Here is a 21664-nt window from a genome sequence, read left to right as displayed (position 1 = left end):
GCCGGACAAATTCAATTTGTCCGTGTTTTATTTTTCAACCGAAAATCGGATATAGGTTCTATCATCGAAGCTCTTATTGCCCTCAACAATGCCCTTGGTGGCGATAAAGGAATGGATGTTCTGAGGGTCGTTGGCAATCTGCTCTACCAATGCCGCCTCGCTCGCTGCCAAGGTTGGCTTCAGGAAAGGATAGCCATCGCTAGCCAATACAATCTCGGAGGAGGAGACAAAAATTGTACCTGATGCAGAAACAGAGTCAGAACAAGGGACTGAATCTGATGCTGGGACAGAATCTTGAACAGAACAAGAATCTGAAACAGAGACAACCTTCACTCCCTCCCGATAGATAGGAAATCCATCGATAACCGTATAGGTCCGGTTCTGCCCCGAAAGCATCGCCTTGATAAGCAATGGCTCTATCTGCTTTCTAGCCTCGGCAGGAGAAAGGCCCTGTTCTATCAGCTCCACTCGCTTCCTGGCAATCTCCTGCTCATAAGGCTTGCCGTTCTCATAAAGCTTTCCATCGATGATGGCCTGGCAATCGCCCACCATCCAGACTTCATTTCTTGTCCGGCTATAAAGGATAGCCGAGGCGGTAAGCCGCTCTTCCGGATGTTCCTGCAACCGCTCTTCCACCCCTAGCTTTTCATACACCTTATTATATATGTAGGCTGTCACACCCTGGCAGAAATCATCTACCGAGGCATCCGCTTTCAACTCCTCACGAATATACTCCGAGATAAGCATCATGGCGTATCTTCCGTTCTTCATATCAGGATTGAGATGCTTCGGAGTCTTGCTCGTACTGCCATCAATCACAGCGATGAAATCATCGGTAACTACCATTCCATCCTCACAAGCCTCCTGGCTCTTCTTTCCTATAATGCTGCTTTCTATTATCTTCATAAAATCTACTGATCTATCTGATTATATATCTGAAAAAAGGCTACCCATTCAGGTAACCTTTTTACTCGTTTATTATCTCTTAAGCCTTTGCTTTCTTTAATCTGATAATCATCTGTATAAAACTTGGAATCATGATGCAGAGAGAGAAGCCTACGGCATAATACATGGTCTTCTCATCGCCATGGAAGAGGTCGATGAGCTTGCCATCGCTCTGCGGCATGATATTGGATAGGACATACGCCATCGTGTTGTTCACCCAGTGGAGCAGGATGCCCGGAACAAGACTCTTGGTGCGATAATACATCCAACCCAGGAGTAAGCCCAGCAGGAGGGCATTGACAAACTGCGCTACGTTGGCGTGAGCCAGACCGAAGATGGCAGCCGAAATCATGATGGCTACCCAATGGTTCTTCTTGCTCATAAGACCCAGCAGGGTGCGGAGAACGGCTCCACGGAACACAACCTCCTCAGCAAAAGGCGCCAAAACGCCGATAGCCACATAGCCCCAAGGCTCCTTCATGAGCGATGCGAGTATCTGCTCGGCATTCTCGTCCATCTCGATGCCTATCTGCTCATAGATGAACTCCAGAGGAATGATGGTTCCCAGGGTGAACAATGCCACCCAGAGAAGCGTTGCCCAAGGCTTGGAAAGCAGATAATCGCGGGTCAGCGGTGTCCACTTCGTCTTCAGGAAGATGACGAGGGTGATAACGTTGCTGAACGCTGAGGTAAGCGCCGTCAGGATAGGATTGCTGCCCGAACTGATAGCCAGGAGCGTTGCCTGGTAACCTTCGCCCTTAATGCCCGCCCAGATTCCTACGCCAGCATACATCACGATAATCTGTACTACTATAAATATAATAAGGTAGAGGACGATATCCGTCAAACCTCTCTTTAAATTAATCTTTGCCATTGCTTTTACTGTTTTATAATTAATCGTTTATAGTTAATAGCATTCTCGCTATCATTCCGCTTCCTTTTCAAAGAGATCCAGCACGGTCTGCTCATCCTCTTTCAGCTGCGCCGCCAACTCCTCGGGACTGTCAAACTTCTGTTCGCCCCTTATTCGCTTCACGAAGCTTACGAGCAAGAGCTGGTCGTAAATATCGCCTTCGAAATTGAAGATGTGCGTCTCTAGCGTCAGTTGTCTGCCATTGAAGGTTGGGCGATTGCCCACATTCATCATTCCTCTCTTCCATACCACCGAATTCTCCAGTCTTACCTTTACGGCATAGACACCAGGAGCAGGAATCAACTGTCCGAAATGCGAGATATCGAGATTGGCTGTAGGGAAGCCGAGTTTTCTGCCTTCATGGAATCCATTCACCACCTTTCCGATGAGGGTGTAAGGGAAACCGAGGCACCGGGCTGCCATCTCCACTTCTCCCTCTTTCAGGAATGAGCGGATTACGGAAGAAGAGATGTTGATGCCATCTATCTGGAAGGCCTCGTTCCTGATTACCTCAATGCCAATCTCCCTGCCGTAGCGCACGTAATCTTCGAAAGTCTCCTCGCGGTTATGACCGAAGCGATGGTCGTAGCCGATGAAGAGTTTCCTTACGTTGAGATGGTCGTGGAGCACCTGCTGCATAAACTCTCTTGCCGACATGGCAGCCATCGCCTTGTTGAAATGCAGCACCACGGCATTATCCACTTCCGCCTTCGAAAGCAGCAGCAGTTTGGAATCGAGCGTGCTCAGCATCTCAGGCTGATAATCCGCCTGCAATACCTTGCGGGGATGCGCATCGAAGGTGATGACGGTAGATTGCAAGCCATCCTTTCGTGCTGTCTCTACGAGATGATGAATCAGGAACTGATGTCCCCGATGCACCCCATCGAAGAAACCGATGGTTGCCACACATGGCGGCAACTGCACGGTATCGTTATAATGTATTGTATTCATTCTATCTTTATCGTTCATATCAGAAGAATCCCCTGTGGGTTATCTTCTCTTTGCCATCATTCTCTTAAAAGCTCTCCATAGCTCGCCCACCCAGAGCACAACAGAGGTTGAGCCGATGATGAGCAGCCACTCGTGGAGCGACAATGGTGTGGTGCGGAACATTTCGCCACCAAAGGTGACGATAATCCACTGACCCACCAATACCAGAACAAGCACCAGTATCATTCCCTTATCCTTCAGGAAATGGCGGAAGGCGGTGTGATGACTCATCAGCGCCTTGGCATTGAAGAGGTTCCAGAACTGGATCATCACGAAGGTGGTGAAGAACATGGTCAGTTCATGCACATCTACTCCACCCTTGCCTCTGCGCTCACAGTAAACCAGCAGGGCAAACATCACGAGGAAGAAGACGATGCCACAGAACAGGATACCGAAACCGATGCTCTTGTTGATGATGAAATCGGATGCCTTGCGTGGCTTATCCTTCATCACCTCGTGAGATGGAGGCAATGAGGCAAGTGCCAAGGCTGCGAAGGTATCCATAATGAGGTTCACCCAGAGAATCTGGGTAACCGTCAAAGGCATCTCGGTTCCGATGACAGAGCCGCCAAGCACCAGCAGGAGGGCTGCCACATTCACGACCAACTGGAAGAAGAGGAAACGCTGCAGGTTGCGATAGAGCGAGCGTCCCCACATCACGGCGTTGGCGATAGACTTGAAGGAATCATCGAGCAGGGTCATATCCGAAGCCTCCTTAGCCACGGAAGTTCCCGAACCCAGCGACAAGCCCACGTGGGCATAGTGAAGTGCCGGAGCATCGTTGGTACCATCGCCTGTTACAGCAACCACCTCGCCACGCTTCTGGAGCATGGCCACCAGTCGCTGCTTATCGGTAGGACGGGCACGGCTCATCACACGGATATCCTTCGCCCGTTCGTAAGCCTCTTCATCAGAAAGAGCCTCCCACTGTTCGCCCGTAATCATCTGCTGGTCGAGCGAGGTCAGAGAGCCATCTGCTCCGATATTCTCAGGTTCATCTTCGAAGACACCTATCTGCTTGCCTATCTCCAAGGCGGTGGCAGCCGTATCACCCGTAACCACCTTCACCTCGATACCCGCATGGCGGCACTCCTGCACGGCAGCAGGAACATCAGGACGGATAGGATCGGCAATGGCTGCAATGGCCTGCAACTGAAGATCGTTGGCATCGAGAAGTGCTACCACTTCGGCAGTAGAGGTTCTGGAAGTTCTCATGATAGAAGTTTCTATCTTCTTATAGGCGAACGCCAGGGTTCTCATCGCCTTATGCTGCCACTCGTCGAGTTCTTCGGCTGACTGTCTCAGCATTCTATCTTCGATGATGCATTTCTTCATCACGATTTCAGGCGCACCCTTCACGAAGAGATAGGTCTCGCCATCAACTTCTGCCAAGGTTGCCATCATCTTTCTCTCGGTAGAGAAAGGCAACTGCTTGAGCACATTCACCTGCTTGCGGAGTTCTTCATAATCCTTGCCCTGGGCATCGAGCCAGAGCAGGAGAGCCGACTCGGTAGGGTTTCCGATAGGTTTGCCGTCATTCAACTCGGCTGTAGAGTTGAGGGCGATGGCAGTATCGAGCAGCGCCTCATCGCCCTGCTTGAGTTCCAGGGCACTCACCTGCATCTTGTTCTGGGTAAGCGTACCGGTTTTATCGGTACAGATCACGGTAACGGCACCCATGGTTTCGCAGGCATGAAGCTTGCGCACCAGATTGTTCGACTTCAGCATTCTTCGCATGTTGAGCGCCAGAGAAAGGGTAATCGCCATCGGCAATCCCTCAGGCACCGCCATAACAATCAGGGTAACAGCCATCATGAAGTATTTCAGCACGATTTCTGCCATATAGAAATAATCCTTGCCGCCCCATGCCGGGTTGGTGAGGATATCATGAATCAGGAAGATGAAGAAGGCTGCCACAGATACTACGGAGCCTACCTTGGAAATCATCTTTGCCAACTTATCGAGCTGCATGTGTAGCGGTGTCTCCACCGAAGTCTGTTCAGTAGATTTCTTCGCCACCTTACCAATCTCGGTAGCATCGCCCACGGCAGTAACCACGAACTCGCCCCTACCATTCATCACCATGGTAGAACGGAGGATGATGTTGCGTGGATAGGCTCCATCGCCACCGCCCTCCAGAGATTTCTCGGTAACGGGTTCGCCCGTAAGGGCAGATTCATTAATCTGCAGGTCGTTGCAGACGATGAGTTCGCCATCGGCAGGCACCTCGTCGCCCACTTCCACGAGTACCACATCTCCCACCACCACATCGTGGCGCGGAATTTCCATCACCTTACCATTGCGGCGCACCTTAACCGGCTGCTCTTCGCTGAGTGCCGTGAGCAGATTAAACTTCTTGGCCGCATCGCGCTCAAAGTAGAAGCCCACGGTAGTAGCAAGGAAAACAGCCACGAAGATACCGATGGTCTCCATGAAATTCTTTTCGATAAAAGCGAGGATGAGGGATACGAAAGCCGCCACAAGAAGTATCTGGATAATCGGATCGCGATACTTATCCAAATACAGTTTCCATAATGAGGTACGTTGAGGAGGGGTTAGCACGTTTTTGCCATGCTGTTCCCTACTCTGTTTTACTTGTTCGTCGGTAAGACCGATTCTTTTGTTTTTGTCTATGTCCATTTCTGAATAGAAATACTTTTCTTTTGTACGATTAATAAGTACATACGCACGTGTGCGCACATAATTTTTGGTGCAAAGATACGCTATTTTTCTGATTCAAGGAAAATTTTTAAGATTTTATTTGGTTATTTGCCCAAAATCTAGTATCTTTGCACTCGAATTTGATAAAAATTCAATGGACTTGTAGCTCAGTTGGTTAGAGCAACAGACTCATAATCTGGAGGTCCTAGGTTCAAGCCCTAGCTGGTCCACTTTGAAAATCAAGCAGTTAAGCAGAAAGTGCTTAACTGCTTTTTTCGTTTTCAGGAAACAATGATTGAAACCGCGCATTCAAGCATGCAGAAAGAATGTACATCCTAAAAGCAACACCGTAATTCCTCTTTTAAAATTTGGTGGTTTCAATTATTTGCCGTATCTTTGCGTCATACAAATAAAGGAGAAAGGATTATGGCAAACAATGAATACAGAAAGCTGCCTATAGGCATACAATCTTTCAACAAGATAAGAGAAGAAAACTATCTCTATGTTGATAAGACTGACATCATTTGGGATTTGGCGAACAAAGGTAGAAGGTATAATTACTTGAGCCGTCCTCGCCGATTCGGAAAGTCTGTGCTCATTGATACGCTACAATGTTACTTTGAAGGAAGAAAGGAACTCTTCGAAGGTCTCAAAATCATGGACTTGGAAAAGGACTGGAAGGCATATCCTGTGATTCGACTCGACATGAGCCGTGGAGGAGCCAATACAGAAACCTTGCGTTCGTACCTGAATCTGCGATTCGGATACTACGAAGAGAAGTATGCCATCACTCCCGATCCTACCGCCCAGCTTGCCGACCGCTTTGATGCCATCATTACGACGGCATACAAACAGACGGGCTTGAAGGTTGCCATCCTCATCGACGAATATGATTCTCCACTCCAGCACTCCTGGAAAACCCCGGAACACGAAGCATGCACCGAGGTATATCGTGAAGTCTTTGCCATTTTAAAGGCCGATGATGAATACGAGCGTCTGGTCTTTATCACAGGCATCACCAAGTTTACGCAGATTTCCCTTTTCTCCGTGCTCAACAATTTAACCAACATCAGTTTCCTCCCTGAATATGCAGCCATCTGCGGCATCACTGAGGAGGAGATAAAAGAAAACTTCAAGCCTGAACTTGAAAAAATGGCAGAGGTAAACGGATGGACTTTACAGGAAACCCACGACAAGCTGAAGGACTACTACGACGGTTACCATTTCAGTCGCAGAAACATGGTTGACGTCTACAATCCTTTCAGCCTCATCAATGCGCTTGACACCCAGGATCTCAACAGTTATTGGGCATCATCGGGAGCCACTTCCATGCTGCCGAAGTTCATTAAAGATGCTGAGTTGCGCCTACCTGATTTTGAGGATTGCATGATTCTCCGCAACACATTGGAGACTTCCGATGTTACTGGCGGAGGTCCAGAACTCTTCTTATATCAATCAGGTTATCTCACCATCAAATCGTGCGTAGGAAATGTCTATCACCTAGGTTTCCCAAATGAAGAGGTAAAACAGGCGCTCTACGAATGCGTACTGCCTGCATTGACCATGCGACAAGAGGCTGATACGCAGTCTCTGCAAGCGCAGTTGTACCAATATTTGGAATATAAAGAGTTAGACAAAGCGATGAAAGCGCTCAAAGTATTGGTTGCCGATGTGCCTTACAGCAACAAGAAGTTGGCATCCATGGATATGGAAGAGCGTTACCGACTGATCATCAGTACCATCTTGAATGCCATCGGCTTGAAGGTGGAAGTAGAGCACATGCTTTCTACTGGCAGAATCGACCTCATTGTCAAAACAACTCATCACATCTACGTAATAGAGTTGAAGTTAAGAAACAATGGTGGCAAGGAAGCTGCCATCAAGCAAATTCATGACCGACAATACCTGGAGCCTTTCAAGGCCGACAAGCGAGAGGTAGTAGGCTTAGGCATAGAACTAGACGAAGAAGGCAAAGGCGTTTTGGATTGGGAAATGGTAAATGAAGAATAAAGCAATAGGGGCATGTCGTTACTTGATACGGCATGCCCTTCATTTTCGAGAATGTCATCTCGATGAGCTATCATCTTTACGTTTCTTCTTACTTTGCCCAAGAAGCCAGACGATTGAGTAAGAGTATCCGGCAAAAAAGAGGGCAACTGGAGCTTTTGCAACCAAGTTGCAGAAACCTTTTCGTAATTTTGCAACCGAAATAGAAAAAGGAACTGAATGTTCCTGGTTATATAGAACTAAAAGTATTGCAAAATTATGGAAGAAATGAAACTTTCTCACGAACATCATCATGAATGCCATTGTGAAAATTCTCACGAACATCATCATGAACATCATCATGACTGCTCATGCTCCACAGAAGAACATGAGCACCAGGGATGCGGTTGCCACCATCATCACCATGAAGAAGGCGGTTTGAAATCCAAACTCATCCTTATCGGTGTAACTGTTATTCTCCTGATAACAGCTGTTTTCATCGAAAAGAATTACGACCTGGCTACCTGGCAGTTACTCCTCGTCTATCTCATTCCTTATTTATTAATAGGACACGAGACGCTGGGCGAAGCTGCAGAAGGCATTGCCAAGGGCGATATGTTTAACGAAAACTTCCTGATGGCTATCGCTACCATCGGAGCACTTTGCATCGGATTCTTCCCAGGATCAGATACAGAATTCCCGGAGGCAGTCTTTGTGATGCTCTTCTTTCAGGTGGGCGAACTCTTCGAAGGATATGCAGAAGGAAAGAGCCGTGACAGTATTTCACATCTGATGAATATCCGACCAGACGTGGCGAACGTCGAAAGAAACGGAAAAGTAGAGTCGGTTTCGCCGGAAGACGTCAAGATAGGAGAAACTATCGTAATCCGTCCGGGAGAGAAAGTGCCTCTGGATGGCGTTGTCATTGAGGGCAATTCTGCCTTGAATACTGTTGCCCTGACGGGAGAAAGTATGCCACGGGATTTGAACGAAGGCGATACTATCATGTCCGGTTGCATCAACCTGTCGGGAGTGGTTCGTGTACGCACCACAAAGAGTTTTGGCGAAAGTACCGTATCCAAGATTATCTCTCTGGTAGAGAGTGCAGACAAGAATAAGTCGAAGAGCGAGGCTTTCATCACCCGTTTTGCCCGAGTCTATACTCCTATCGTTGTTTTCGCAGCCATTACCCTGGCAGTTATTCCTCCATTCCTGGCAGCAACAGGAATCGTAGGTGAAGGAACCTTTGGCGAGAACTTCCCATTATGGCTCAACCGCGCCTTGATATTCCTGGTGGTTTCCTGCCCTTGCGCCCTGGTCATCAGCGTGCCCCTCACCTTCTTTGGCGGCATCGGTGGAGCATCCCGGAACGGTATTCTCATCAAGGGCAGCAACTATATGGATGCTTTAGCCAAGGTGGGAACCGTTGTGTTCGACAAGACGGGTACCTTGACCCACGGAGAGTTTGCCGTGGCAGCTGTTCATACAGACGCTTCCTGCCCAGACCATCCATCCCACAATGCAGATAATGTGCATATTGGCGAATATTCTGACAAGGAGAAGATTCTGCTGCATTTGGCAGCTCATGCCGAGCATTTCACCACTCATCCTATCGGAGCAGCCCTGCGTACTGCCTTCCCGCAAGAAGCAACAGATGGCTGCGAGGTGACCGATGTAGAGGAAATTGCAGGACAGGGTATCCGTGCCCAAGTGACCGGAAAGGTGGTTTGCGTGGGCAACAAGAAGATGATGGAAAGCATCGGTGCCCAATGGCACGACTGCAACCAGGTGGGAACCATCATCCACGTCGCCATTGATGGCAAGTACGCGGGACATATTGTAATCAACGACACCCTTAAGGAAGAAAGTGCCCACGCCATCAGAGAGCTGAAAGAACTGGGAGTGGAGAAAACGGTAATGCTGACGGGTGACCGCAGAGAAGTGGGAGAAGATGTTGCCCACAAACTGGGACTGGACGAGTGCCGCGCAGAACTGCTGCCAACCGACAAGGTTTCGCATGTAGAACAACTGCTGAAGACGAAACCTGCAGGCAAGACGCTCGCTTACGTAGGCGATGGCATCAACGATGCCCCTGTATTGAAACGTGCCAATGTGGGCATTGCCATGGGTGGACTGGGTAGCGATGCAGCCATCGAAGCTGCCGATGTAGTACTGATGGATGATGACCCTAGAAAGATTGCCCTTGCCGTAAAGATAGCCAGAAGAACCATTCATATCGCTCACGAGAACGTGATATTTGCCATCGGAGTGAAGGTTGCCGTACTGATTCTCGCCACCATTGGTCTTGGAACCATGTGGATGGCTGTCTTTGCCGATGTAGGTGTTACGGTACTGGCTGTATTGAACGCCATGAGAAGTTTGGGTAAAAATCGTCTTTTTTATCGTTAAATACCAAAATAAGTTGTATCTTTGCAACCGAATTATAATATACAATACTGAATGGTTATGTATAAAAAAGACATTTTGACTATGAATAAGATTTTTAAACTCATCTTCGTGCTCTGCTGCTTCTGCGGCATCGCACAGGCTCAGCCTCAACGACCTAAGCTCGTTGTAGGCATCGTAATCGACCAGATGCGATGGGATTATCTCTATCGCTACTACGCCCGCTACGGCGAAGGCGGATTCAAGAGAATGCTCGGAGAAGGATTCAGCGTAGAAAACTGCAAGATTCCTTACATTCCTTCGGTTACAGCCATCGGCCACTCTTCTATCTGGACCGGTTCCGTTCCTTCCATCCACGGAATTGCAGGAAATAACTTCGTGAAAGATGGAAAGGTAGTGAATTGTACTGCCGACGATACCGTTAACCCTGTAGGTGCCGACAGCAAGGCTGGCAAGATGTCGCCTCGCAATCTGTGGGTAACCACCATCGGCGACGAACTCCGTCTGGCTACCAACAACCGCTCTAAGGTGATTGGTGTAGCCTTGAAAGACAGAGCATCCATCCTCCCTGCGGGCCATCACGCCAATGGCGCTTTCTGGTTTGATGACAAGTCGGGTAAGTTCATCACCAGTACTTTCTATATGGATAAGTTGCCAGAGTGGGTGAACAAGTTCAACAAGCAGAAACTCCCAAACAAGTATCTTTCCAAGAAATGGGAGACGCTCTACCCTATCGATTCCTATAAGGAAAGCACCAGCGATGACAACAACTACGAGAATGGAATCGCTGAGGGCGAGAAGGCTGTATTGCCACTCGACCTGCCTACCTTATATAAAAAGCATGGTTACAAGATTCTCCGCAACACTCCATTCGGCTGCAACCTGACTTTCGATATTGCCAAGGCTGCCATCGAGGGCGAGAACCTGGGTAGAAACACAGATACTGACCTGCTAACCATCAGCTGCTCAAGCACCGATTACCTCGGTCATCAGGTGGGCGTAAACGCTATCGAAACTGAAGATTGCTATCTTAGATTAGATAAGGCTTTGGCAGATTTCTTCGCTTATCTCGACCAGACCGTGGGCAAGGGAAATTATCTCACCTTCCTCACCGCCGACCATGGAGGCGTGAACAACGCTACCTTCCTGCAGGATCAGCGAATCCCTGCCGGCATCTGGAACAAAAAGGGATTGGTAGAAGAGCTGAATCAGATTCTGAAAGCTAAGTTCAATACCGACAAGGATCTCGTGAAGACGATCATGAACTACCAGGTGTTCTTCAACACAGATATCATCGAAGAACTCGGTTTGGATTACGCAGCCATCAAGCAGGTGGTAGTAGACAGATTGAAGAAAGACAAGGACGTGCACTATGCCTTCGACATGGAGAAGACCTCCACAGAGAGCATTCCTGAAGAACTGAAGTTCCGTGCCATCAACGGTTACAACCGTGAGCGCAGCGGAAGCGTCCAGATTGTACTGAAGCCAGCCCACTACGAATACGGCAACGGAAAGGGAACTACCCACGGAGCATGGAATCCATACGATATCCATATTCCTTGCCTGTTTATGGGTTGGGGCATCCAGCACGGCGAGAGTGCCCAGCCTCACTATATGACGGATATTGCCGCTACCGTCTGTGCGATGCTGCATATTCAGGCACCTAACGGTTGCATAGGCACACCGATATTCTAAATAAAATAAAGGCTAGATTCCCGATTCTGGGAACCTAGCCTTTATTTCTTTATTCAAAAGAAGTTCTTCTATCCATTCTCAGAAGAATCACTCTTATTCATCATTCATGATTTCCATATATTCCTCGTAGGAAATATATCTGCCACCCATCGACTTGAGATGCGGGGTTTCCAGCTGACAATCTATCATCTTACCTCCATGCTCCTGCAGATAACGAGCCAGGAAGATGAGGGCTATCTTTGAACCCGACGGAACCCTGGAGAACATGCTCTCGCCAATGAAGACCTTACCGATGGTGACGCCATAAAGTCCACCTACCAGTTCACCGGTCTCATTATCCCATACCTCCACGCTTGCCGCAAAGCCCTGCTCATGAAGGGCGGTGAATGCCTGGATGATGTTTTCGCCCAACCAGGCACCCTCTTCCTCATAGCGGCCATTGGTCTTGCTGCAGGCACGAATCACAGCATCGAAATCTTCGTTGATTCCCACGCTGTATCGGTTCTTCCTCAGCAGGGTGCGCATGGAATGACTGATGTGGATTTCGTCCGGGAAGATGACGAAGCGCTTCATCGGACAGAACCAGAGAATCTCCGGCTGGTCGCGAAAGCTATACCAGGGAAAGATGCCGTTGCTGTAAGCCAGCAGCAGGCGGTCGATACTCAAGTCGCCACCTATCGCAAAACATCCGTCGTCATCGCCGTAATGCGGATCGGGAAAATAAATCTCTTCCGCATTTTCATCTATCTGTAATATCATCGCTTTCTAACAATTAATCACCAATTCCTTACCATCGAAATCTACGCAGCCCTTGCCTGCCTTCTTGAGCTTGCCGAAGAGCAGCGCCTTCATCAGGATTGGCTTCAGGCGGTTGCCGATGACACGGTCCATCTCGCGGGCTCCATATTCCTTGGTGAAGCCCCACTCCAGAATCTTCTCTCTTGCCGCATCGGTAAGCGTAATGGAAACTCCCTTTGCTGCCAACTTTGCATCGAGCTGACGAAGCTTCTTGGCAAGAATCAGTTCTGCCATGTGCTTATCCATATCGTTGAACACCACGGTATCGGAAAGTCGGTTGATAAACTCTGGCTTAAAGGTCTTCTTTACCTGAGCCAACATCGCCTCGCCACGGGTTACATTGCCACTGAAACCTACATTTGCCTGCGAAGCATACTGCGCTCCGGCATTCGATGTCATCACGAGGATCACGTTGCGGAAGTCTGCCTTCTGCCCCTTGTTGTCGGTCAATCGGGCATAGTCCATCACCTGAAGCAGGATGTTGTAGATGTCGCTATGCGCCTTCTCAATCTCATCGAGCAGGAGTACACAGTTTGGTGTCTTGCGGATGGCATCGGTAAGAAGACCGCCATCTTCATAACCCACGTATCCGGCAGGCGAACCGATGAGCTTAGCCACGGTATGCTTCTCGGTGTATTCACTCATATCGAAGCGCACCAGCTCGATGCCGAGTTCCTTAGCCAGCACACGGACCACCTCGGTTTTACCCACTCCCGTAGGCCCCACGAAGAGCAGCGAAGCCATCGGTTTGTCATCGTCCACCAGTCCTGCCTTCGCCATCATCACAGCCTCAACCACCTTATCCACAGCCTTGTCCTGACCATAGATCTTGTCGAGTATGCGCTGGCGGAGTGTAGCCAGAGAATCATTGTTTTCATCCTTGATGGCAGCCGCATCTATCTTGCAGACCTTGGTAAGAATCTGCTGGATAATCGCCTTGGTAACGTAAGAACGCTGGCGATATTCCACAGGATGCACCTCCAGATAAGCACCCGCCTCATCCATCAGGTCGATGGCCTTATCAGGCAGACAGCGGTTGCTGATGTATTTGGCACTGGCACGGACGGCATATTCCAGAGCGTCCTTGCGATAAGTCACGTTGTGGAACTTATTGTATTTATACTGCAAGCCCTCCAATATCTTGATAGCCTCCTCCTCGGTAGGTTCCTTGATATCTATTTGCTGGAAGCGGCGCACGATGCCCTTGCTCTGAGCCATGTAGCGGTTGAACTCCTCGTAGGTGGTAGAGCCGATGAAACGGATGTCGCCTGCCTCCAGATACTGCTTGAGCATATTGGATGCATCAGGTCCACCATCAGAGCCACGACCTGCACCTATCATATTATGAATCTCATCAATATAGATGATGGTGTTGCCTTCCTTGGCGGCTCCCTCCATCACCATCTTGATACGCTTTTCGAAATCGCCACGATACTGGGCGCCGGCAAGCATCTGTCCCATATCCATACCATAGATGCGGGCTCCCTTAAGACGATTAGGAACCTGATTCTCATTGATGAGCTTGGCAAGACCATAAACCAGGGCGGTCTTGCCTACACCCGGTTCACCGATGTGAAGCGGATTATTCTTTTCGGCACGACAGAGCACCTGGATGGTTCTATCCAGTTCCTGCTCTCTGCCGATAAGCGGATTATGCTCCTCCACCTTATCAGAGATACAGGTAACCAGATGATGCCAATCCTGAGGCTGTCGGCTTCTGCCTTCCTCCTCGTCTTCATCATAGTCATTGTCATAATCGTCGTCATCATAGTCGGCGCCTATGCCTATATTAGCCTCCGCAGCCTCGTTTTCCAGCGGATAATAGCTATCCACACTCGCCAGGAACTCGCCCTGCCGGTCGCCCACATTCTTGCACAGCAGGAAGGCGGCTTCTGAATTCTGCAAGCCAAACATTGCCTGTACGAAATGAGGCACGTTCACGAGTTTTCGGTCAGCGGCAGCAGCCAAGGCGCAAGCCGTACCAAACATCGTCTTGAAGAGCGATGAAGGCTCTGGCAGATATTTGATATTTTCAGGCACACGCTCCTGCTTGGCGAGCCATCCCACCAAGTCCTCGTGCATCTTGAAACTATCCACGCCCTCCTCCTGCAAAGCCTGGCAGAAGGCATACTGGCGGAGCAATGACAGGAGCATGTGCTCCGGCATCACAAACTCATGGTCGAAGAACCGAGCCTGCTTCATTGCGTCATCCATCAAGACACTCATATATCGGGTTAATCCCATACTATCCATCTATTCTTTTCCCTTCTTTTTTATGGGGAAAGCGAAAAAAGTAAATATCATTCTAGGAGCTATCGCCCCCAAAAATCACTCTAACTTGCCTTCACTTCCCTCTAAATTCCCATTTATTATTCTGGCATATAAGTGAGCTTCAGGGGATACTTCTGCGTACGGGCTTTCTCCATCGCTTTCTCCACTTTGCTCTTGGCGATGTCATAGCTGTAGGTGCCCACCACGGCTTTCTCTTCGTGATGAACCTTGAGCATGATTGCTTCAGCCTCAGCCTGCGACTTGAAGAAGATGGTTTCGAGGATGTCTACCACGAAGTCCATCGGTGTAAAGTCGTCGTTGAACATCATTACCACGTAACGCCCCGGCTCCTTGAGCCTCGTTTTCTGGCGTTCACGAATTGCTGTCTGTTCTTGAGCCATATTTGAATTATTACTTTGTATAAGCATTGGTAATCTCCACGACATAGACATCGTGGAATCCACCCTTGGCACCATACCACTGCAGCAAGTCCTTGTCGAGGAACTTCTCCGCTGTCATATTGTCCTTATAGAGTTTGCGGCATTCCAGGGTGAGTCTACTCTGTTCGAATGCAATGCTGCCGTTATCGGTCTCTACAGGAGTCAATCCTGTTTCCTTTGCCTTATCGAAATCACGTCCACTCTTAGAACCGCAGAAGTTATATATCTTTCGAGCCTCCTCGCTATTTCCGAGGAAAGAGAGGGTCATGAATTCATTCTCCTCGATGATGCCGTGAGTAAAGCGCTCCGGACGGATAAAAACTACTGCCACCGGCTTGTTCCAAAGCCATCCCAGGCAGCCCCATGAGGCGGTCATCATATTGAATTTCTCCTTATTGCCGGCACAAACCAGCATCCACTCCTTACCTATCGTGTCGAAGATATTATCATTCAGTTCTTTTACGTTGATCTTTTCCATTTTATCTGTTTCTTTCTTTTTATTTACTAATAGTTTTAATGATGAAATCATACAGCATTCAGCAAAAGCCATGCCAAGTCATTGCCGAAGGCTGCTCATATCAGTTGCAAAGATACAAGAATAATCTGAAAAAGCAAATGATTCTCCAAGAAAATCGCAAAATAGATAGGAATAGATTGCATCCTGCTCAAAACAATTGGCATAAAAGCCACTCTCGATTTTACTCTTCACTCTTCACCAAATCGCCGGGAACCCCTGTGTTTATCGGCATTACGGGAGGTGAAGAGTGGTCCTTCACTCTTCACCACTCTTCACAACCCTTCACCTGAACAGCGTCCTGACGTTCAGTTTTTTATCTCAGGAGAGCAAAATATTGCCCTTGCCGTGGCAATATTTTGCCCCGACCAGGCACAAAACGAAACGTCGTGACAGAAAAAAATCTCCTACAGGACGATTATTTTTTCCTAGTAAGAGAATCCTCGCATTTAGTGCAGGAACGGACCAAAAGCCCTAAAACAATTAATCCCAAAAGGACGAAAACTTCAAAAAAAGGTGAAGGGTGGTGAAGAGTGGTGAAGAGTGAAGGACCACTCTTCACCTCTCACACCCCCAGTGTTTATCGGCATTTCAGGCGAAAAGGTGAAGAGTGAAGAGTAAAATACAAATTCGCTTGATTTAAATTAAAACTTTACGATGGAAATAAAATAAATCACATTTTGCTTTGTCTTTTCGAGGAAAGGCAGTACCTTTGCACCCCGAATGCCGAAAACCGTGCAGGCTTGCGGCTTCGATTTATTATTCATTTATAAACATTTTATTTAATGTACAAAACAATTTTCAACAAGCGCAACAGCTTGAAGTTCAACCGATTCTCTAACAAGAACTACTCACTCTTCGCAGTTTTGGGAAGAGAGGTACTTGTTGGTGCACTCAGCGTTGCTACCCTGAGCCATGCCAAGGCAGCAGGCGTAAGCACAGAGGGAGCCAAGGTTGATTCTACCCTCTACAAGGGCGGAAAGGCTTACGAGCTGGATGCGGTGAGCGTTACCGGATCTCGTGCGCCGATGACTGTAGAGCAGTCACCTAAGATTGTGTCTGTCATTACCCGCGACGATATTCATCGTGCGGCTGCGCAGACTATCAACGATGTATTGAAATTAGCTACCGGCGTGGATGTCCGTCAGCGTGGTGGCTTTGGTGTTCAGACGGATATCTCCATCAATGGTGGAACCTTCGACCAGATTACCATTCTCCTGAATGGCGTCAACATTTCCAATCCACAGACTGGTCACAATGCTTCTGATTTTCCTGTAGCTCTTGCTGACATCGACCACATCGAAGTGCTCGAGGGGGCAGCATCGCGCGTATTCGGAACTTCAGCCTTTAATGGTGCCATCAATATCGTGACCAAGAAGGCAAAGAATGATGGAGTATCTGCAAGTGTAGAAGGCGGAAGCTTTGGAAGTTTCGGAGCACAGGGGCGTGTGCAGACGGCTTTTGAAACGGGCAAGTGGACTCAGGCTTATTCCGTAAGCGGAGGCTACAAGCGCTCGGATGGCGGCACGGAGAACAGCGACTTCGAGAAGGGACAGGGCTACGGCAATCTCTCGTTCTCTTACGACCAGCGTTTCGACATCATCGCCCAGCTGGGTATTGCTACCCAGAGCTACGGTGCCAACACTTTCTACAGCGCCAAATACAACAACCAATATGAGAAGACAGACCACGGTATGGCTTCGCTCAACCTGAGTCTGCACAACCAGGAGAAGACCTGGGAGATTGCGCCTCAATTCTATTATAACAAATTCAAGGATCACTATCAGTTGATTCGCGGTATGGCTGGAGCCAAAGCGGGCGAGAACTATCACGACCTAGATGTTTATGGTGGTGGTCTGAATGCCAACGTGGCTTGGGCTTTGGGTAAGACCGCAGTGGGCTTCGATATCAGCAAGGAGTGCATCTACTCTACTGCATTGGGCGAGGAACTCACAGAGAAAGACTATAAGGACATCTCGGGTTCCGACCGTCAATATACCCGAAAGGGTGAGCGCACCAACACCAACATCATGTTGGAGCACAACTTCATCTTCGGCGGCTTCACCTTGTCGGCTGGTATCTTGGCTAACAAGAATACTGGTTTGGACAACGACTTCCGTTTCTATCCTGGTGTAGATATGAGTTATCGTCCTAACGACAACTGGAAGTTCTACGCATCCTGGAACAAGGCTCTGAGAATGCCTACCTACACCGACTTATATATAAGTAATGTGGTGCAGCAGGGCGACATCAACCTGAATCCAGAGAAAAACTCCACCTTCAAGGTAGGAACCCAGTATCGCCAGACTGGTTTTACCGCAACCGTAAGCGGATTCTACGCACACGGCACCAACATGATTGACTGGGTTCAGACATCCGTGACCGAGCAGAATGACAGCAAGTATCACGTGATGAACATCGGAAAGCTCAACAACATGGGCTACAACGTAGATGCTACTATCTACATGAGGGAATTGGTACCAAACAGTTTCATCACCCGCATCAAGTTGGGTTATGCTTACATCTATCAGGATCATAAGACCGAGACAAACATTCTGAAATCACTCTATGCATTGGAGTATCTGAAGCACAAGGCTGTATTCGGTCTGGATCATCAGATCTGGAACAAGCTTTCAGCTTCCTGGAGCGTAAGATGGCAGCAGAGAATGAATGGCTATCATCCATACACCAAGGTGGATTGCAAGCTGATGTGGGATGAGAAGAAATACAATATCTTCGTGAAAGCCGACAACATCACTTGCCACCGCTACTACGACCTCACAGCTGTTAAGCAGCCAGGTTTGTGGATTATGGCAGGAGCCAGCGTAAATCTCGGCCGATAATATAATCAGATAATAATCATCCCAAAAGATGATAAATATCCGAAACACGATTCGGATATCAAATAAAATAACGAGCCTTGATGGAAGATTCATCCTACCGTCAAGGCTCGTTTCTTTTTATTCCGGCTATTTCCTTTTATTTCAGTTATTCTGGTTTCTGATATTTTCCATTCACTTTAATCGGTTCGAGATGGATTCCCACATGGGTATCTGCGCCGAAGTGCTGCTTCAATCTTCGTTCGATATGGGTAGCATGTTCATGCGCCTCATAAAGCGAGAGAGAACCCGGCATGCGGACGTGCATCTCTATCGCAATCTTGTTTCCGATGCGACGGGTACGCAGGTTATGAATCTCTCCTACTCCCTGCTCTTCGTTCGCAATCTTCAGAATTTCATCTTCCTCCATTTCTGGAAGACTGGCATCCGTCAGTTCTTTCACAGACTGCGTCACCAGTCCCCAGGCAGCCTTGATGATGAAGGCACTCACGATGATGGCTGCCAGCGGATCGAGCACCGCCCACTTTTCTCCCAGAATGATGGCGCCACCAATACCGAACATCGTTCCGATACTCGATAAAGCATCGCTGCGATGATGCCAGGCATTCGCCACTACAGCCTCGGAATGATATTTCTTTCCGGCTTTAACCGTAAACTGATAAGCCCACTCCTTCATCACGATACTTACAATGGCAGCAATCAAGGCTACAACGCCCGGCTGCTGGAGTGTCTCGCCGCAGATGGCACGATAGGTCTTGGTAACGCCAGAATAACAGATCATCACACCCACCACGAAGAGCGAAATACCGATGATCGCTGTGGCAAGCGTCTCGTATTTGCCATGCCCATAATCATGGTCCTTATCCTTCGGCTTATTGCTCAGTTTTACGAATACCAGTACCACCACATCGGTGGCAAAATCGGTAAGCGAGTGGATGGCATCCGCTATCATGGCTGCCGAATGTCCGAGGATACCTGCAGCAAACTTCAGCACGAGCAGCACCACATTGATGATGCTTCCCGCTATCGTCACCTTATATACTTCCTTTACTCTATCCGCATCTGCGGAATGATTCTTTTTCGTTTCAGTGGGCATCTCTTGCTCGTTATTTATTCTCTCATTCTTGTCCATACTATAAAATATAACAGAAGTCCTTTGCTTCCTTAATAATGTTTTTGTATAACCAAATTCCTGTCTTTCATTAATTGAGCGGCAAAAGTACATCTTTTTTCTGAAATCGGATAAAAAGAGAGATTAAAAAAGTATAACGAATAGGGAATAATGTGATGACGAAGAGAGAAAAGCATGGAATTCGACAAATCACCGAACTTAAAATATCAAGCCATAACCGTTAATTCTGCGAAAGAAAAATGCGGAAATCCGCAAAAATCTTTCCTGTTATGATTGTAAATATAGAGACTAATATCTACCTTTGCTACGTATAGACGATAGTTTTATGATTCTGTATTTACCATTATAAGTTAACGAACTTAAAATATCAAGCGGTAACCGTTAATTCTGCGAAAGAAAACTGCGGAAATCCGCAAAAATTCTACATAGAATTAATAAAAGTATTATCTTTGCAAAAGAAAAATGCGGAAATCCGCAAAAATCTTTCCTGTTATGATTGTAAATAGAGACAAATATCTACAAGAGTTGGTTAGTTCACGCCATAATGGACTGGTAAAAATCATTACCGGTATGCGCCGTTGCGGAAAATCCTTTCTGCTGTTTCGTCTCTTCAAGCGTTTCCTTGAAGACGATGGAGTCATGCCCGACCACATCATAGAAATGGCATTCGATGACTATGCATTCAAGGAGTTTCGCAATCCTGACAAGTTTTATAAGTATGTAAAAGAGAAGATTGCTGACGACCAACCTTATTACATTCTGCTTGATGAGGTACAGATGCTTGACGAGTTTGAAGATGTACTAAATGGATTATTACATATTCCCAATGCTGATGTTTATGTGACGGGAAGCAATGCACGCTTCCTATCCAAGGATATAATAACCGAATTTCGTGGACGAGGATACCCAATACACGTTTCACCACTCAGCTTTGCTGAATTTATGACCGTATATGATGGCGACAAGCAGGATGGTTGGAACGAATATTTGCTTTATGGTGGTCTTCCGCCTGTTGTTTTACAAAAGACAGAAGAAGAAAAAGTGAGACTTCTGAACAGCCTCTTGACTGAGACTTACATGATAGATGTCATCAACAGAAACAAGATAAAGAACGATGCAGAACTCAACGATTTATTCAAGATTCTCGCATCGGGAATTGGCGGACTTACCAATCCGCAACGACTTGCCAATACTTTCCAATCTGTAAAGAATGTCTCTATAAGCTCTGCAACCATCAAGAAATACATCGAATATCTTGCAGATGCGTTCTTGCTTGAGCCATGCAATCGCTATGACGTAAAAGGCCGTAAGTATATCGGAACGCCATTGAAATATTATTTTTCTGACTTAGGCATTCGCAATGCACTTCTCGGCTTTCGCCAACAAGAGAAAACCCATCTGATGGAGAATGCCATCTATAATGAAGTTCGCTACCGTGGATATAGTGTGGACATTGGCAACGTAGAAATCAACGGCGTGGACGAAAAAGGAACCAAAGTGAGACGGATGCTTGAAGTTGACTTTGTTTGCAACCAAGGCTACAAACGCTGCTACATCCAGTCGGCTCTCAGTTTGCCAGACAAGGAGAAGACGAAACAAGAACTTGCCTCTTTGCTACGTATAGACGATAGTTTTATGAAGTATGTGATAACAGGCGACCTCATCAAAAAATACCAAAACGATGACGGCATCGTATTTATGGACGTATTTGATTTCTTGTTGGATAAAGATTCTATATGAAAATAAAAGGAGGGTGTGTCATAAGTTAATGATTCACCCTCTTTTTATTGGAATATTACTGATATGTTGTTGAAAAACATAGTATATGTTGTTGAGAAAGTTAGTATCTTCGGTCGCACAACAGCTGTTGTGCGCTTGCATAGCAGCTGATATGCGCATGCACAACAAGTGATGTGCATGCGGTGGTCAACTGTTATGCGCCAACTATTATCCAGACTTATGACACCCCCTCTTTTCTAAATAAAGGGATGTGAATTAACACATCCCGAGAGCACCTACCGTTGCTATGTTCTGACAATGCATGAAGTTTGCGAAGTTTCAGAAAGTCAAGAA

General features: G+C 47.5%; 14 protein-coding genes and 1 tRNA gene. 6 read left to right on the top strand and 9 right to left on the bottom strand.

Annotated features, from left to right (window positions below):
• Nucleotides 1-27: 27 nt before the first annotated feature.
• The 4 genes from ACTQ53_RS02810 to ACTQ53_RS02795 all read right to left on the bottom strand — a co-directional run bounded on the left by ACTQ53_RS02810 (nucleotide 28) and on the right by ACTQ53_RS02795 (nucleotide 5488).
• Nucleotides 28-906 carry a hypothetical protein gene (locus ACTQ53_RS02810; RefSeq protein WP_441931943.1) on the bottom strand — a complete coding sequence of 293 codons (879 nt, stop codon included), beginning with the start codon at nucleotides 904-906 and terminating at the stop codon, nucleotides 28-30.
• A 79-nt stretch (nucleotides 907-985) separates the two neighbouring features.
• The gene (locus tag ACTQ53_RS02805; protein ID WP_294967810.1) at nucleotides 986-1819 is read right to left on the bottom strand and encodes a CPBP family intramembrane glutamic endopeptidase; all 834 of its coding nucleotides are present in this window, start codon (nucleotides 1817-1819) and stop codon (nucleotides 986-988) included.
• 51 nt (nucleotides 1820-1870) lie between these two features.
• Nucleotides 1871-2809 (bottom strand): bifunctional riboflavin kinase/FAD synthetase, encoded by a 939-nt coding sequence (locus ACTQ53_RS02800; protein WP_441931941.1) that lies wholly within the window; start codon nucleotides 2807-2809, stop codon nucleotides 1871-1873.
• Nucleotides 2810-2848: 39 nt separating this feature from the next.
• A complete protein-coding gene (locus tag ACTQ53_RS02795) occupies nucleotides 2849-5488 on the bottom strand; it encodes a calcium-translocating P-type ATPase, PMCA-type (protein ID WP_441931940.1) in 2640 nt (879 codons plus the stop codon).
• Between the two features lie 177 nt (nucleotides 5489-5665).
• Here ACTQ53_RS02795 and ACTQ53_RS02790 point away from each other — a divergent pair.
• From ACTQ53_RS02790 to pafA, 4 genes are all read left to right on the top strand, one after another.
• Nucleotides 5666-5739: transfer RNA gene (locus tag ACTQ53_RS02790), tRNA-Ile, on the top strand.
• Nucleotides 5740-5935: 196 nt separating this feature from the next.
• Nucleotides 5936-7519 carry an AAA family ATPase gene (locus ACTQ53_RS02785; RefSeq protein WP_441931939.1) on the top strand — a complete coding sequence of 528 codons (1584 nt, stop codon included), beginning with the start codon at nucleotides 5936-5938 and terminating at the stop codon, nucleotides 7517-7519.
• A 414-nt stretch (nucleotides 7520-7933) separates the two neighbouring features.
• Nucleotides 7934-9904 (top strand): heavy metal translocating P-type ATPase, encoded by a 1971-nt coding sequence (locus ACTQ53_RS02780; protein WP_441931967.1) that lies wholly within the window; start codon nucleotides 7934-7936, stop codon nucleotides 9902-9904.
• 81 nt (nucleotides 9905-9985) lie between these two features.
• Entirely contained in the window at nucleotides 9986-11596 is a 1611-nt protein-coding gene (pafA, locus tag ACTQ53_RS02775) for an alkaline phosphatase PafA (protein ID WP_441931937.1), read from the top strand.
• Nucleotides 11597-11689: 93 nt separating this feature from the next.
• Here pafA and aat read toward each other — a convergent pair whose 3' ends face one another.
• From aat to ACTQ53_RS02755, 4 genes are all read right to left on the bottom strand, one after another.
• The gene (gene aat, locus ACTQ53_RS02770; protein ID WP_441931936.1) at nucleotides 11690-12355 is read right to left on the bottom strand and encodes a leucyl/phenylalanyl-tRNA--protein transferase; all 666 of its coding nucleotides are present in this window, start codon (nucleotides 12353-12355) and stop codon (nucleotides 11690-11692) included.
• A 6-nt stretch (nucleotides 12356-12361) separates the two neighbouring features.
• A complete protein-coding gene (locus ACTQ53_RS02765) occupies nucleotides 12362-14596 on the bottom strand; it encodes an AAA family ATPase (RefSeq protein ID WP_441931966.1) in 2235 nt (744 codons plus the stop codon).
• 167 nt (nucleotides 14597-14763) lie between these two features.
• The gene (locus ACTQ53_RS02760) at nucleotides 14764-15066 is read right to left on the bottom strand and encodes an ATP-dependent Clp protease adaptor ClpS (RefSeq protein WP_153122911.1); all 303 of its coding nucleotides are present in this window, start codon (nucleotides 15064-15066) and stop codon (nucleotides 14764-14766) included.
• 10 nt (nucleotides 15067-15076) lie between these two features.
• Nucleotides 15077-15583, bottom strand: a complete 507-nt coding sequence (locus tag ACTQ53_RS02755) for a flavin reductase family protein (RefSeq protein ID WP_153122913.1) — start codon at nucleotides 15581-15583, stop codon at nucleotides 15077-15079.
• An 821-nt stretch (nucleotides 15584-16404) separates the two neighbouring features.
• Here ACTQ53_RS02755 and ACTQ53_RS02750 point away from each other — a divergent pair.
• Entirely contained in the window at nucleotides 16405-18462 is a 2058-nt protein-coding gene (locus ACTQ53_RS02750) for a TonB-dependent receptor plug domain-containing protein (RefSeq protein ID WP_441931934.1), read from the top strand.
• 145 nt (nucleotides 18463-18607) lie between these two features.
• On the opposite strand, the gene ACTQ53_RS02745 is transcribed toward ACTQ53_RS02750, so the two are convergent.
• Nucleotides 18608-19591, bottom strand: coding sequence for a cation diffusion facilitator family transporter (locus ACTQ53_RS02745; protein WP_427865945.1), 984 nt, complete (start codon nucleotides 19589-19591; stop codon nucleotides 18608-18610).
• A gap of 492 nt (nucleotides 19592-20083) precedes the next feature.
• On the opposite strand from ACTQ53_RS02745, the gene ACTQ53_RS02740 reads away from it, so the two are divergent.
• On the top strand, nucleotides 20084-21331 hold the full coding sequence (locus ACTQ53_RS02740; protein ID WP_441931933.1) for an ATP-binding protein: 1248 nt from the start codon (nucleotides 20084-20086) through the stop codon (nucleotides 21329-21331).
• Nucleotides 21332-21664 lie beyond the last annotated feature (333 nt).

Source organism: Prevotella sp. Sow4_E9_plate (assembly GCF_052116205.1).
Taxonomy (GTDB): Bacteria; Bacteroidota; Bacteroidia; order Bacteroidales; family Bacteroidaceae; genus Prevotella.
The sequence above is the reverse complement of the archived record's forward strand: the minus strand, read 5'-3'. Positions and strand labels throughout refer to the sequence as shown.

Excerpts from the sequence above, each read along its gene's own strand:
- ACTQ53_RS02800 (WP_441931941.1), bottom strand. The coding sequence starts at position 2,809 with ATGAATACAATACATTATAACGATACCGTGCAGTTGCCGCCATGTGTG.
- ACTQ53_RS02805 (WP_294967810.1), bottom strand. The coding sequence starts at position 1,819 with ATGGCAAAGATTAATTTAAAGAGAGGTTTGACGGATATCGTCCTCTAC.
- ACTQ53_RS02740 (WP_441931933.1), top strand. The coding sequence starts at position 20,084 with ATGATTGTAAATAGAGACAAATATCTACAAGAGTTGGTTAGTTCACGC.
- ACTQ53_RS02765 (WP_441931966.1), bottom strand. The coding sequence starts at position 14,596 with ATGAAGCAGGCTCGGTTCTTCGACCATGAGTTTGTGATGCCGGAGCAC.
- ACTQ53_RS02750 (WP_441931934.1), top strand. The coding sequence starts at position 16,405 with ATGTACAAAACAATTTTCAACAAGCGCAACAGCTTGAAGTTCAACCGA.
- ACTQ53_RS02785 (WP_441931939.1), top strand. The coding sequence starts at position 5,936 with ATGGCAAACAATGAATACAGAAAGCTGCCTATAGGCATACAATCTTTC.
- pafA (WP_441931937.1), top strand. The coding sequence starts at position 9,986 with ATGAATAAGATTTTTAAACTCATCTTCGTGCTCTGCTGCTTCTGCGGC.
- ACTQ53_RS02755 (WP_153122913.1), bottom strand. The coding sequence starts at position 15,583 with ATGGAAAAGATCAACGTAAAAGAACTGAATGATAATATCTTCGACACG.
- ACTQ53_RS02810 (WP_441931943.1), bottom strand. The coding sequence starts at position 906 with ATGAAGATAATAGAAAGCAGCATTATAGGAAAGAAGAGCCAGGAGGCT.
- ACTQ53_RS02795 (WP_441931940.1), bottom strand. The coding sequence starts at position 5,488 with ATGGACATAGACAAAAACAAAAGAATCGGTCTTACCGACGAACAAGTA.
- ACTQ53_RS02745 (WP_427865945.1), bottom strand. The coding sequence starts at position 19,591 with ATGGACAAGAATGAGAGAATAAATAACGAGCAAGAGATGCCCACTGAA.
- ACTQ53_RS02760 (WP_153122911.1), bottom strand. The coding sequence starts at position 15,066 with ATGGCTCAAGAACAGACAGCAATTCGTGAACGCCAGAAAACGAGGCTC.
- aat (WP_441931936.1), bottom strand. The coding sequence starts at position 12,355 with ATGATATTACAGATAGATGAAAATGCGGAAGAGATTTATTTTCCCGAT.